Raw genomic sequence first — 13390 nt, forward strand, 5'->3', positions numbered from 1 at the left:
CCCGGCCTATGAGCCGCCGGCCCCGGTCCAGGCCCAGGAGCCCGCCCCGGTGGCGAGCCGGCGCAGCAGAGTCATGCGCTTGGAGTCCTGGCTCGGCTCCGGCTGGGTCTCCTCGCCGCGGCTCTTGAGGATCTGCGCCTGGGTGTGGGGCGGCAGGTCCGAGATCTGCGGCATGCGCGGCGGGCGGGCGAGCTGCGGGCGCGGCGGCACGTAGGGGCCGTTCGCCACCGGGGCGGGCTCCTGGGCCTGGACCGGGGCCGGCGGCTCATAGGCCGGGACGGCGGCGCGGGCCGGGGCCTGGGTCAGCACGACGTCGTGGTGGTGCAGGGCCGGGGCCGGCTCGGCGCGCATCGGCTCCGGCGCGGCCGGCTCGGACAGCATCGCCCGCGGCGCCGCGTTCGGGGCCAGCAGCGGCTCGGGAGAAGCCATGCGGGGCGCCGTCTGATGCGCGGTCTGATGCACCGGCTGATGCGTCGAGGCGGGGCTCAGCGCGGCGGAGGCGCGGGCGCGGGCCTCGGAGCGCAGGCGCTCGGCGACCTCGGCGATGCGCTGCTCGGTCTGGGCGATCTCCGGGTTGTTCGGAGAATCGGCCGAGATCAGCGCCGGCTCGATGCCGGTGGCGACGACCGACACGCGGATGATGCCGTCGAGGCTCTCGTCGAAGGTGGCGCCGAGGATGATGTTGGCGTCGGAATCGACCTCCTCGCGGATGCGGGTGGCGGCCTCGTCGAGTTCGTAGAGGGTGAGGTCCGAGCCGCCGGTGATCGAGATCAGCAGGCCGCGGGCGCCCTTCATCGAGACGTCGTCGAGGAGCGGGTTGGCGATGGCGGCCTCCGCGGCGCGGTTGGCGCGGTTCTCGCCGGACGCCTCTCCGGTGCCCATCATCGCCTTGCCCATGCCGCGCATGATCGCGCGCACGTCGGCGAAGTCGAGGTTGATCAGGCCTTCCTTGACCATCAGGTCGGTGATGCAGGCGACGCCCGAGTAGAGCACCTGGTCGGCCATCGCGAAGGCGTCGGCGAAGGTGGTCTTCTCGTTGGCGACCCGGAACAGGTTCTGGTTCGGGATGACGATCAGGGTGTCGACCGCCGCCTGCAGCTCCTGGATGCCGGCCTCGGCGGTGCGCATCCGGCGCATGCCCTCGAACTGGAAGGGCTTCGTGACGACGCCGACGGTCAGGATGCCCATGTCACGCGCCGCGCGGGCGATGACGGGCGCCGCGCCGGTGCCGGTGCCGCCGCCCATGCCGGCGGTGATGAAGGCCATGTGCGCGCCCGAGAGCTGGTCGCGGATCTCGTCGATGACCTCCTCGGCCGCCGCCGAGCCGACCTCGGGGTGCGAGCCGGCGCCGAGGCCCTGCGTCACGCCGATGCCCATCTGGATCACGCGCTCGGCCTTCGAGGAAGTCAGCGCCTGGGCGTCGGTGTTGGCCACGACGAACTCGCAGCCGAGCAGGCCCGACTCGATCATGTTGTTGACGGCGTTGCCGCCCGCGCCGCCGACGCCGAAGACGGTGATGCGGGGCTTGAGTTCCCGGATGTCCGGAGCCTGAAGAGAGATGGCCATGTGGTCGAACCCTTCGTGACTTTCGATTGCCTGAACGACGCCTCTCGACGCCTGCCCTGTCTTGCTTGTCCCGCGCTGGCGACTCTGCCGTGCGGGTCGTCCTTCAGAAACTTTCCCGGATCCAGCGACCGACCCGCGAGAAGTATCCGTCCGTTCCCGTGCCGGCGAAGGCGCCCTGCCCCCGCGGCTCGAAATGCTCCGCATGCGCCACCTGCGGGTAGACCAGCAGGCCGACCGAGGCCGAGAAGGCGGGCCCCTTGGCGGCTTCGGGCAGGCCGCGGATGCCGAGCGGGCGCCCGATCCGGACCTGTCCCTGAAGGATGCGGCGCGCCGTCTCCGGCAGGCCGACGAGCTGGCTCGCGCCGCCCGTGAGCACCACCCGGCGCCCGGCCTGGGCGCCGAAGCCGGCGTTGCGCAGGCGGTCGCGCACGAGTTCGAGAACCTCCTCGACCCGCGGCTTGACGATGCGCACGAGCTGCGAGCGCGGCACGTGGCCGGGCGCCTCGCCCTCGTCCTCGCCGACGCCGTGCACGGCGATCATGTCCCGCTCGTCGGAGGCCGTGGCGATGGCCGAGCCGTAGAGCGTCTTCAGCCGCTCGGCGACGGAGACGCGGGTGGAGAGGCCGCGGGCGATGTCCATGGTGACGTGGTGGCCGCCGACGGCGACCGCGTCGCAATGGACGAGGTGCCCGCCCATGAAGACGCCGACGCTGGTGGTGCCGCCGCCCATGTCGACGACGGCGCAGCCGAGTTCCGCCTCGTCGTCCACCAGCGCCGAGAGGCCGGCGGCGTAGGGGGTGGCGATCACCGCATCGACGCCGAGATGGCAGTGCTCCACCGCCAGCATCAGGTTGCGCGCGGCGGCCGCCTCCGCGGTGACGACGTGGAGATCGACGCCCAGCGCACTGCCGATCATGCCCGAGGGATCGATCACCGCGCCCTGGCCGTCCAGCGCGTAGCCGGTCGGCAGGGCGTGCAGGACGGCGCGGCCGGGGCTGACGCCGTGGGCGCTCGCGGTCTCCAGGACGCGCTCGACGTCGGCGCCGGTGACGGTGCCGGAGCGGACGTTCACCCGCGCCTCGAAATGCTGCGAGGCGATGCGCCCGCCGGAGATGTTGACGATGACCGACTGGACCTCGGCCTTGGCCATCCGCTCGGCGGCGTGGACCGCCTGACGGATCGCGCCCTCGGCGGCCTCCAGATCGACGATGGCGCCGCCCTTCAGCCCGAGCGAGCGCTGATGGCCGATGCCGATGATGCGGGCGAGATGCGTGCGGCCGCGCAGGGTCGACATCGCCTCGGCCGGCTGCAGCACGGCGATGAGGCAGACGACCTTGCTGGTGCCGATGTCGAGAACCGACATCGTCGCGCTCCGGCGGGCGGAGAGCGGCTTCAGGCGCGGCGTGAGGCCGTGGTGGGTCTGCATCGGACGCTACTCGGCGGATACGCGAGAGGACACGCGAAAAGACACGGGGTAGAGGGCGGGGGCGGGACAGGCGGCGTTCATGTCGCCGTCCCCTTCTTCGGCTTCTTGCGGCTCTCGGCCCGGGCGGCCGCGGCCTCCTCGGTCAGCCGCACCACCACCCGGTCGGCCATGCGCAGGTCGACGGCGATGATGTCCTTCTCCAGAATCCTGCTCTCCCGCTCCAGGCGGACGAGGCGGGCCAGCGCCTCGGCGGGATCGGTCTCGGGCAGGCGGATGTCGACGCCGTCGAGCTTGAGCGTCCAGCGCCGGCCGGAAACGTAGGTGCCCGCGCGGATGCGCGATCCCAGCGGTCCGGCCGCCTCGATCAGGTCGAGATATTCCTTGAGCCGCTCGTTGGCGCCGGCGCCGACGACGAGGGGCAGGTTGACATAGCGCTCGTCGCGCAGGTCGTCGATCACCTTGCCGTCGGCGGCGATCACCTGGATCTCGCCGTTCTGCTGCCACAGGGCGGCGGGCTCCCGCTCGACCTGATTGATGACGATCTCGTTCGGATAGAGCTTGCGCACGGACGCGCTGGCGATCAGCTTCTCGGCGAGCAGGCGCTCCCGCACCGCATCGACGTCGAGGAACGGCACGGAGGAGCGCCAATCGATGCCGGCGGTGCTCAGCACCTCCCGCTCGTACATCCGCGACAGGCCGGTGATGGTCACCCGCTCGACGCCGAAGCCGGCGAGCCGGGCGAGGATGTCGAGGGGACGGCCGTTCTCGGCGACGAAGCCGTCGTAGCGCCCGCTCATGACGAAGCCGGCGAGCGCGACGGTGCCGGCGAGGCCCGCGACCAGCGCGGTGCCGGCGAGCCGCGGCACCCGCGCCTCGATCGGCACCGCCGGCCGGAGCCGGCGCGCCGACGAGAACCGCCTGAGGATCCTCGGAAGCCGCAGCCCCGCGAGGAATCCGCCGCCGCCGGACGTACCGGCGGCGTTCAGCGGTTGAGAGAAGCGTCCTCCACCATCCATCGGACGAGTTCACCGAAACTCAGGCCTGCATGGGCCGCGATCTCCGGCACAAGGCTCGTCTGGGTCATCCCTGGCTGCGTGTTGACCTCCAGGACGACGAGGGCGCCGGTTCCCCCCGGCGTGTCGTCGTAACGAAGGTCGGCACGGCTGACGCCACGGCATCCCAGTGCTTGATGCGCCGTTAACGCCAACTCTTGGACACGCTGGTAAACATTTAGTTTAAGATCCGCCGGAAGGACGTGAATCGACCCCCCTCCCGCGTACTTCGCATCGAAGTCGTACCACTCCCCCGAGACGGGCTTGATCTCGGTCACCCCGAGCGCCCGGTCGCCCATCACCGCGCAGGTCAGCTCGCGGCCGGCAACGTAAGTCTCTGCAAGGACTTCCTCCCCGTAGACCCATTCGTCGGAGGCGAGGATCTGGGGCGGGTGGGAGCGCTCCTCGCGCACGATGATGACCCCCATGGAGGAGCCCTCGGCGATCGGCTTCACGACGTAGGGAGGGGTTAACGGGTGTGACTTCGCCGCATCATGACGGTTAACGACGCGGCCCTCCGGAACGCTGACTCCGGCCGCGCGCATGACCGTTTTGGCACGCTCCTTGTGCATGGCGAGCGCCGAGGCGAGCACGCCGGAATGGGTGTAGGGGATCTTTAGGATCTCCAGGAGGCCCTGGATCGTGCCGTCCTCGCCCGCCGGCCCGTGCAGGGCGTTCAGCGCCGCGTCGGGTCTCAGGTCGGTCAGCACGGAGGCGATGTCGGGTCCGACATCGACGCGGGTGACGCGGTAGCCCTCGCCTTCGAGCGCGTCGGCGCAGGCATTGCCGGAGCGAAGCGAGATCTCCCGCTCGGAGGACCAGCCGCCCATCAGGACGGCGACGTGCTTGGACATGGTGGGGCTCCGGGAGGGCGCCGAGACGGGTCGGTCTATGGGAACGGAATGCGAAGCCGGCTCAGGCGTCGACGTATTCGGCCCGGCTGGTCGGCTCGGGGACGGGATCGCCGTCGGCGCGGAGTCCTTCGATGTGGAAGCGAATGGCATCGCGGATTTCGCTTTCCACCGCGTCGACGGTGGACGCCGTGGCAACGCAGCCCGGCAGATCGGGTACGTAGGCCGAGTAGTTGTTTCCGGCCCGCTCAATGACGACAGCGTAGCGCATCAATCCTGTCCCTTCAGACCTGCCTGCTTGAGGATGCTCCCCCGCGTTCCCGGTGCCATCTCGTCCGACATTGCTCCGGCCACGGTGACGCGACCGGGCTTGGTCGGATGCTTGAACTGCCGGTGTGAGCCGCGGGTCGCAACGAGATACCAGCCATCGGTCTCGATCAAGCGGATGACCTCGCGGACCTTCATGACTCGGCCGGCCTCGACGCCTCGACGCCGATCCGCTTGATCTCCCAGTGCAGCTCGAAACCCGAGTGATCGCGCACCCGGCGCCGAACCTCCTCGCCGAGCCCTTCGATGTCGGCCGCGGTGGCGCCGCCGCGATTGATCAGGAAGTTGCAGTGCATCTCCGAGACCTGGGCGCCGCCCATGGTCAGCCCGCGGCAGCCGGCGGCGTCGATGAGCTGCCATGCCTTGCCGCCCTCCGGGTTCTTGAAGGTCGAGCCGCCGGTGCGCTCGCGGATCGGCTGCGCCGCCTCGCGGGCGGCGGTGACGCGCTCCATCTCCGCCTCGATGTCTTCGCGGTCTCCCGGCCGGCCGTGGAAGGTCGCACCGGTGAAGATCACGTCCTCGGGCGCCGAGGAATGGCGATAGCGAAAGCCCATCTCGGCATGGGTGAAACGGCGGACCTCGCCCTTTCGGTCGATGCCGCGCACCTCCACCAGCACGTCGGTGGTCTCGCCGCCATGCGCTCCGGCGTTCATGCGCAGCGCGCCGCCGACGGAGCCGGGAATGCCGCGGAAGAAGGCGAGCCCGGCGAGGGAGGCTTCCGCCGCCGCCTTGGCAAGCCGCATGTCCGGTACGGCGGTCCCGGCGCGGATGGTCTCCGCATCGATCTCGACCGAGCCGAACGCCTTGCCGCCGAGCCGGATCGTCACGCCGGGAATGCCGCCGTCGCGCACGATCAGGTTCGAGCCGAGACCGATCACCGTGACCGGTACGGACGGGTCGAGGGCGGCGAGGAATTGCGCAAGGTCTTCCTCGTCGGCCGGGCTGAACAGAACCTGCGCCGGCCCGCCGACGCGGAACCATGTGAGGTCGGCGAGCGACTGGTTCTCGAGGAGCCGGCCGCGGAGGTTCGGCGCGGCGGCGCGGATGTTTTCGATCAAATCGGGAAAGGCGGTCATCCAGGATCTCCCCCTCTCCCCGCACGCGGGGAGAGGGCTTCGGCGACCTCGTCGTCGCCGAAGCGAGGCGGCAGCCGTGGGTGAGGGGGCGCATCCGGAGGTGACTCTCGCGTCGAGGCCCCCTCACCATCGCCCTGCGGGCTCGTCGCGCCGACGACGAGGTCGTCGCGACCCTCTCCCCGCGCGCGGGGAGAGGGGGGAAGCGCGGCGAGGATCGTGTCGAGCACGCCAACGGTGTTGGTCATGACCTCGGCATTCCAGAAGCGCAAGACGCGGTAGCCGCGCTCGACCATCCACGCATCCCTCTCAGCGTCGTAAGCGCTGTCCGCATGCTGGCTGCCGTCGAGTTCGACGATCACCCGTGCCTCGCGGCAGCAGAAATCCGCCACGTAGGGGCCGATGCTTTCCTGCCGCACGAACTTGTACCCGGCGAGCCGGCAGTCGCGGAGGCGGTACCAAAGCCGGCGCTCGGCCCCGGTCTGGTCGTACCGCAGCCGCTTTCGAAACTGCCTCCGCTCGTCGTCCGCGGAGCGCACGTCTCACCCCTTCAAAGCCGCCAGCTCTCCCGGCAGGGCGTAGGCCCACTGGGTGATCGTGCCGGCGCCGAGGCACACCACGTAGTCGTTCGGGCCGGCGCGGCCGGCGACGTGGCGGGCGAGATCCTCCGGGCGCTCCAGGGCGACCGCGTCGCGGTGGCCGCGCGCCTTCAGGCCGGCAATCAGCGAGTCGCGGTCGATTCCCTCGATCGGCGCCTCGCCCGCCGCGTAGACCGGGGCGACGATAACCGTGTCGGCGTCGTTGAAGCAGGTGCAGAAATCCTCGAACAGCGACTGAAGCCGGGTGTAGCGGTGCGGCTGCACCACCGCGATCACCTTGCCGTCGGTCGAGGAGCGGGCGGCGCGCAGCACCGCGGCGATCTCGACGGGATGGTGGCCGTAATCGTCGAAGATCGCCGCGCCGTTCCACTCGCCCGTGCGGGTGAAGCGGCGCTTGACCCCGCCGAAGCCCGAGAGCGCCTTGCGGATCGCATCCTCGGACACGCCGAGTTCGTGGGCGACCGCCAGGGCGGCGGTGGCGTTGAGCGCGTTGTGGCGGCCGGGCATCGGCAGGACGAGATCCTGCATCTCCAGGCGGAAGCCGGGGCGGCGGTCGCGGATCATGACCCGGAAGCGGCTCTGGCCGCCCTTCAGGTCGATGTCGAGCAGGCGCACGTCGGCCTGCGGGTTCTCGCCGTAGGTGATGATGCGGCGGTCCACGATATGGCCGACGAGATCCTGCACGATCGGGTGGTCGATGCACATCACCGCGAAGCCGTAGAATGGGATGTTGTCGATGAAGCGCCGGAAGGCGTCCTTGATCGCGTCGAACGAGCCGAAATGGTCGAGATGCTCGGGGTCGATGTTGGTGACGATGGCGACATCCGCCGGCAGCTTGAGGAAGGTGCCGTCGGATTCGTCGGCCTCCACCACCATCCAGTCGCCCCCGCCCATGCGGGCGTTGGTGCCGTAGGCGTTGATGATGCCGCCGTTGATCACCGTCGGGTCGAGGTTGCCGGCGTCGAGCAGGGTCGCGACCAGCGAGGTCGTCGTCGTCTTGCCGTGGGTGCCGGCCACCGCGACGCAGGATTTGAAGCGCATCAGCTCGGCCAGCATCTCGGCCCGGCGCACCACCGGCAGGCGGCGCTCACGGGCCTCGACCAGCTCCGGGTTGTCGCGGCGGATCGCGGTCGAGACCACGACCAGCGCCGCGTTCTCGACGTTCTCGGACTTGTGCCCGACGAAGGTGCGGATGCCGTTCTCCGAGAGCCGGCGGACATTGGCGTTGTCGTTCGCGTCCGAGCCCTGCACGGTGTAGCCGAGATTGGCCATCACCTCGGCGATGCCGGACATGCCGATGCCGCCGATGCCGATGAAGTGGATGGGGCCGAGCTTTTCGGGCAGCTTCATGTCACGAACCTTCTAGAGCATCGTCCCGAAAGGTGGTTGCCGGCTTTCGGAAAAAGACGACGCGAAATCAAAGAGCTAGAGCATCGTCCCGGATCCGGAATCCGGGACGATGCTCTCGATCCCGGAGCGCGCAGCCTCCGGGACGGGATCAGGCGGCGGCCGCGGTCTCGACGACGAGCGCGGCGAGGCGGTCGGCCGCGTCGAGGATGCGGGCGGTTTTGGCGGCAGCGGCGGCCTGGGTCAATTTTCGCGGTGCCTCGAACAGGTCCACGAGTTCGGCGGCGAGCCGGTCGGGGGTGAAGGCGGTCTGCGCAATCGAGAGCGCCGCGCCGATCTGCGCCAGCGTCGCGGCGTTGGCCGCCTGGTCCTGATCGAGCGCCCCGGGCAGCGGCACGAGGATGGCGGGCCGGCCGATGGCGGCGAGTTCCGAGACCGTCGAGGCGCCGGAGCGCGCCACCACGAGATGGGCCGCGGCCATCCGGCCGGGCAGGTCCTTGAAGAAGGGCGCCGCCTCGATCCCGCCGAGCCCCATGGCGAGGTAGCGGTTCTGCGTCGCCGTCAGATCCTCGGGCCGGGCCTGCTGCACGAGGTGGAGGCGGGCGCGCAGATCCTGCGGAAGCCGCTCGATCGCCGCCGGCACGACCTCGCTCATGACGCGGGCCCCCTGGCTGCCGCCGAACACGAGGAGGCGCAGCGGCGACTCCGCGTCGAGGGCCGGATAGGGCGTCTCGGCCACCGCCAGCACCGCCGGGCGGATCGGGTTGCCGGTATGGACGCGGCGCGCCGTCGCCTTCTCGGGGACGCCGCGCACCTCCTTGAAGCCGGTGGCGATGACGCGCGCGCCCTTGGCCAGGAAGCCGTTGGCCCGGCCCATCACCGCGTTCTGCTCGTGCAGGATGGTCGGCACTCGCAGTAGCTGCGCCGCCAGCATCGGCGGCACCGTCGGATAGCCGCCGAAGCCGACGACCGCCGCCGGGTTCAGGCGCCGCACGGCGCGGGCGGCCTGGCCGAAGCCGCGCCCGAGCGTCAGCACCGCGCCGGCCCGGCGCAGGGCCGAGCGGCCCGAAGGCGTCGCCGAGGCGATGGTGACGATCTGCTCTGCCGGGAAGTCGCCCGCGATGGAGTCGACGCGGGCATCGGTGGCGAGCACCACGCGGATGCCGCGCTCCTTGAGGGCGTAGGCGAGGCTCTGAGCCGGGAACAGGTGGCCGCCGGTCCCGCCGGCGCACACGAGAACGAGAGGTGTGAAGACGGTCATGTCCGTTGTCCTCGATGCTGACGCCTCGAGGACGGTCCGCCGCATAAGCGGTGACGCGCAGTCGCGCTTGCCGGCGGCATTCGGCCGGAAGAAGTCATGTCGGTGGCCGCCGGGATCACTGCATCAGCCCCGGAACGGCGGAGGGCATGGTGCCGGGCGGGCGCTGGTTGACGGTGGTGGTGCGGGGGCGCTTGCGGGTCAGCGCCACGAGGAAGCCCATGCCCAGCGCCAGCGAGATCAGCGAGGAGCCGCCGTAGGAGACGAACGGCAGGGTCATGCCCTTGGCCGGCATGAGCTGCGTGTTCACCGCCATGTTGATGCAGGCCTGGAGGCCGAAGAGCGTGGTCAGACCGGTGATGGCGAGCCTCGTGAAGGTGTCGTCGGTGCGGCGGGCGAGCTTGAGCCCGCGGATGACGATGTAGGCGAAGAGCGCGACGAGGCCCAGGCAGACCAGCACGCCGAATTCCTCGCCGGTCACCGAGAAGATGAAGTCGGTATGCGCGTCGGGCAGGTGGCGCTTGGCCACCCCCTCGCCCGGCCCGGTGCCGAACCAGCCGCCGGAATTGAACGACTCGCGCGACCAGACCTCCTGGAAGCTGTCGCCGGATTCCGGGTCCATGAAGCGGTTGATACGCTCGCGGACGTGGTGGAGGAAGGTGTAGGCGGTGAACACGCCGATCATCCCGGCGAGGCCGAGGCCCGCCACCCAGAACCAGTGCAGGCCGGCGACGAAGAACAGGGTGCACCACACCATCGTGATCAGCATGGTCTGGCCGAAATCGGGCTGGAGGATCAGCGGCACGATGGTCAGCGGCAGGAGCAGGAACGCGAGGGTGACGCCGGGCATGTCGCGGCGGTTGGCGCCCTCCGAGAACGCCCAGGCGGTGACGACCACGAAGGCGGGCTTCACGAATTCCGAGGGCTGGAGGCCGAAGGAGCCGAACTGGATCCAGCGATGCGCGCCCTTGATCTCGGGGCCGAACTTGCCGGCCAGGATGCAGAGCGCCACGCCGAGGATCCAGGTGACGAGTGCGAAGCGCCGGATGTGGCGCACCGAGAGGAACGAGACCGCGATGATCAGCAGGATCGTCGGGGCGAGGTACATCGCCTGACGGTTCAGGAAGTAGAAGGTCGGCAGGCCGATGCGCTCGGCCACCGGTGGCCCGCCGCCCATCAGGAAGACCAGGCCGGCCACCATCAGGCAGCCGAGGCCCGCGAGCAGGCCGCGATCGACCGTCCACCACCAATCCGCGAGGGGACTGCGTTCGGCGCGCGACATCATGGCGAGGGCTCGTCTCCAGCCGACCGGTCCCGCAACAGGACGCGGGCGGTCCGCCGTGATCGTGGAACGTAAGGGTTAATGGCGGGTTGCCGCGTCGGGTCAGAACGGTGCCGAGGGGCTCCGATCGCCGGTCAGCCATGCACCGCAAAGGGTCGCGGCGGCTTTGCGTGCATCGTGCGCCCATGATACTGGCCCCTGCCAACCCGATCCCGCTGGCCGGATGCTTCCGGCCCGGCGCAACACCCGTCTCTCGGAGTTGGTTTCCATGGCCCGTATCAGCGCTGACACGATCATCGAGGGCCTCACCTTCGACGACGTGCTGCTGCGCCCCGCCGCCTCCTCGGTGATGCCCACCGAGGTCGATGTCGCGACCCGCCTCACCCGCACGATCCGGCTCAACCTGCCGATCATCGCCTCGGCCATGGACACCGTCACCGAGGCGCCGATGGCCATCGCCATGGCCCAGAACGGCGGGCTCGGCGTGATCCACCGCAACCTGGAGCCGGCCGAGCAGGCCGAGCAGGTCCGCCTCGTTAAGAAGTACGAGTCGGGCATGGTGCTCAACCCGATCACCATCCACCCCGACGAGACGCTCGCCGACGCCTTCGAGGTGATGAAGAAGAACCGGATCTCCGGCATCCCCGTGGTCGAGCGCGGCCCCAACGGCTCCCGCGGCAAGCTCGTCGGCATCCTGACCAACCGCGACGTCCGCTTCGCCACCAATATCGGCCAGCCGGTGGCCGAGCTGATGACCCGAGACCGGCTCATCACCGTGCGCGAGGGCGTGACGCAGGACGAGGCCAAGCGCCTGCTGCACCAGTTCCGCATCGAGAAGCTGCTCGTGGTCGATGACCACTACCGCTGCATCGGCCTCATCACCGTCAAGGACATCGAGAAGCAGGTCGCCTACCCCAACGCGGTCAAGGACGAGCAGGGCCGGCTGCGGGTCGCCGCCGCCACGACGACGGGCGATTCCGGTTTCGAGCGCGCCGAGCGGCTGATCGATGCCGGCTGCGACGTGGTCGTCGTCGACACCGCCCACGGCCATTCCCGCAAGGTGCTCGACAGCGTCGCGCGGGTGAAGCAGCTCTCCAACGCCGTCCAGATCATCGCCGGCAACGTCGCCACCGCCGAAGGTGCTCGCGCCCTGATCGATGCCGGCGCCGACGCGATCAAGGTCGGCATCGGCCCGGGCTCGATCTGCACCACCCGCATCGTCGCGGGCGTCGGCGTGCCGCAGCTGACCGCGCTGATGGAGGCGGTCGAGGCCGCCCAGGGCGCCGACGTGCCGGTGATCGCCGACGGCGGCATCAAGTTCTCGGGCGATCTCGCCAAGGCGATCGCGGCGGGCGCCTCGGTGGCGATGCTGGGCTCGCTTCTGGCGGGCACCGACGAGGCGCCGGGCGAGGTCTTCCTGTACCAGGGCCGTTCGTACAAGAGCTATCGCGGCATGGGCTCGGTGGGCGCCATGGCCCGCGGCTCGGCCGACCGGTACTTCCAAGCCGAGGTCAGCGACACCCACAAGCTCGTGCCGGAGGGCATCGAGGGGCAGGTACCCTACAAGGGGCCGGTGGCGGCGGTGCTGCACCAGCTCGCCGGCGGCCTGCGGGCGGCGATGGGCTATGTCGGCGCGGCCACCGTGCCGGACTTCCAGGAGCGGGCGCAGTTCGTGCGCATCACCAATGCGGGCCTGCGCGAGAGCCACGTCCACGACGTGACGATCACCCGCGAGAGCCCGAACTATCCGAGCCGGGCCTGACGACGGCGCCGCGAGGTCCCCGTCAAGGGACCTCGCATGCCTGATCTCAGAGCCAGATCAGGCTGACCAGCAGGGTCAGGCATTCCAGGAAGACCAGCACGCAGAGTGCGGCGGCGACGGCGCGATCCCGCGTCGCGGCCGGATCCGGAGAAAGGGTGCGCCTCATGATCGGCCTCCACGAGGCCTCATGCGTAGATGAAACCCGGGCTCGACAATTTATTGAAAATCAAGCGCGTCGTAGAAAGTCTCTCCCGGATATAAAAAAATCTCCGCAGCCCAGATGCAGCCGCGGAGAACAAGTTTCGGGAGGAAAACATCCGGCGAATTCGGGCCTCCGACGCTCGGAAACTGTCGCGCAGACCGCATCCGACGGGAATGCGTTTTTCCCACGGCCTGCCGTGCCGCTCAATGACGTGAATCAAATCGTGCCGCGTGATCCGCGCAGCGCGCGGCGCGCTCGAACCCTCTGTTTTCGCGTCGGTTCTTCCGTTGGCCGATGGCCGTCCTTGGGCACGATACCCTAAGGTTTCGCGACGGGAGCACCGGGCGAAGCCTCCGCCTGCCGATCCACGACTCCCGCGAACTCGTCCGGGCTCAGGGCGATGAACCGGCGCAGCGCCTCCTGGAACTCCGCCTCCTTGTCGGCGCCGGGACAAGTGAAGCCGCGGGACTTCGTCACCTGCGCCCGGATCGCCGTCTCGTAGGGGGCCATCTCGGGCCGGAGCGCCGCCATCTTCGCCTCGACCGCTTCGCGCTGCGCCTCGGTCGCGGCGACCCCGCAGGTCCGCAGCACCCCCTGAAGGGCGAGACCCACCGTGTAGGTGGCGATCCGCGCCCGGGGCGGGAG

The 13390-nt window shown here is 70.0% G+C and carries 12 protein-coding genes and 1 pseudogene; 1 reads left to right on the forward strand and 12 read right to left on the reverse strand.

The genetic code is table 11. From position 1 onward, the window contains the following. Positions 1-6 precede the first annotated feature (6 nt). The 11 genes from ftsZ to ABS772_RS13890 form a co-directional block, all read right to left on the reverse strand. Positions 7-1566, reverse strand: coding sequence for a cell division protein FtsZ (gene ftsZ / locus ABS772_RS13840; RefSeq protein WP_350395411.1), 1560 nt, complete (start codon positions 1564-1566; stop codon positions 7-9). A 103-nt stretch (positions 1567-1669) separates the two neighbouring features. Next, positions 1670-2992 (reverse strand): cell division protein FtsA, encoded by a 1323-nt coding sequence (gene ftsA / locus ABS772_RS13845; protein WP_350395412.1) that lies wholly within the window; start codon positions 2990-2992, stop codon positions 1670-1672. Positions 2993-3069: 77 nt separating this feature from the next. Further along, positions 3070-4008: a cell division protein FtsQ/DivIB gene (locus ABS772_RS13850; RefSeq protein WP_350395413.1), complete on the reverse strand. Its 939-nt coding sequence runs from the start codon at positions 4006-4008 to the stop codon at positions 3070-3072. Beyond that, positions 3975-4898: a D-alanine--D-alanine ligase gene (locus ABS772_RS13855; protein ID WP_238257431.1), complete on the reverse strand. Its 924-nt coding sequence runs from the start codon at positions 4896-4898 to the stop codon at positions 3975-3977. Before ABS772_RS13855 ends, ABS772_RS13850 begins: the two co-directional genes overlap by 34 nt. Positions 4899-4959: 61 nt before the next feature. Next, positions 4960-5166: a type II toxin-antitoxin system HicB family antitoxin gene (locus tag ABS772_RS13860; RefSeq protein WP_350395414.1), complete on the reverse strand. Its 207-nt coding sequence runs from the start codon at positions 5164-5166 to the stop codon at positions 4960-4962. After that, complete coding sequence (locus ABS772_RS13865) at positions 5166-5360, reverse strand: type II toxin-antitoxin system HicA family toxin (RefSeq protein WP_350395415.1); 195 nt, start codon at positions 5358-5360, stop codon at positions 5166-5168. The genes ABS772_RS13860 and ABS772_RS13865 overlap by 1 nt, the downstream gene beginning before the upstream one ends. Next, positions 5357-6298, reverse strand: a complete 942-nt coding sequence (gene murB, locus ABS772_RS13870) for a UDP-N-acetylmuramate dehydrogenase (protein WP_350395416.1) — start codon at positions 6296-6298, stop codon at positions 5357-5359. The genes ABS772_RS13865 and murB overlap by 4 nt, the downstream gene beginning before the upstream one ends. Continuing rightward, on the reverse strand, positions 6295-6834 hold the full coding sequence (locus ABS772_RS13875; protein WP_350395417.1) for an endonuclease domain-containing protein: 540 nt from the start codon (positions 6832-6834) through the stop codon (positions 6295-6297). The genes murB and ABS772_RS13875 overlap by 4 nt, the downstream gene beginning before the upstream one ends. Positions 6835-6837: 3 nt before the next feature. Further along, entirely contained in the window at positions 6838-8244 is a 1407-nt protein-coding gene (gene murC, locus ABS772_RS13880) for a UDP-N-acetylmuramate--L-alanine ligase (protein ID WP_350395418.1), read from the reverse strand. Between the two features lie 148 nt (positions 8245-8392). Next, positions 8393-9502, reverse strand: coding sequence for an undecaprenyldiphospho-muramoylpentapeptide beta-N-acetylglucosaminyltransferase (gene murG, locus ABS772_RS13885; RefSeq protein ID WP_350395419.1), 1110 nt, complete (start codon positions 9500-9502; stop codon positions 8393-8395). A 115-nt stretch (positions 9503-9617) separates the two neighbouring features. Further along, positions 9618-10784, reverse strand: coding sequence for an FtsW/RodA/SpoVE family cell cycle protein (locus ABS772_RS13890; protein ID WP_238254935.1), 1167 nt, complete (start codon positions 10782-10784; stop codon positions 9618-9620). Positions 10785-11049: 265 nt separating this feature from the next. On the opposite strand from ABS772_RS13890, the gene guaB reads away from it, so the two are divergent. Next, on the forward strand, positions 11050-12543 hold the full coding sequence (gene guaB, locus ABS772_RS13895; RefSeq protein ID WP_238254934.1) for an IMP dehydrogenase: 1494 nt from the start codon (positions 11050-11052) through the stop codon (positions 12541-12543). A 520-nt stretch (positions 12544-13063) separates the two neighbouring features. Here guaB and ABS772_RS13900 read toward each other — a convergent pair. Then, positions 13064-13390: pseudogene (locus ABS772_RS13900) on the reverse strand (hypothetical protein); the annotation flags it as partial.

This window comes from Methylorubrum podarium (assembly GCF_040270385.1).
Classification (GTDB): Bacteria; Pseudomonadota; Alphaproteobacteria; order Rhizobiales; family Beijerinckiaceae; genus Methylobacterium; species Methylobacterium podarium.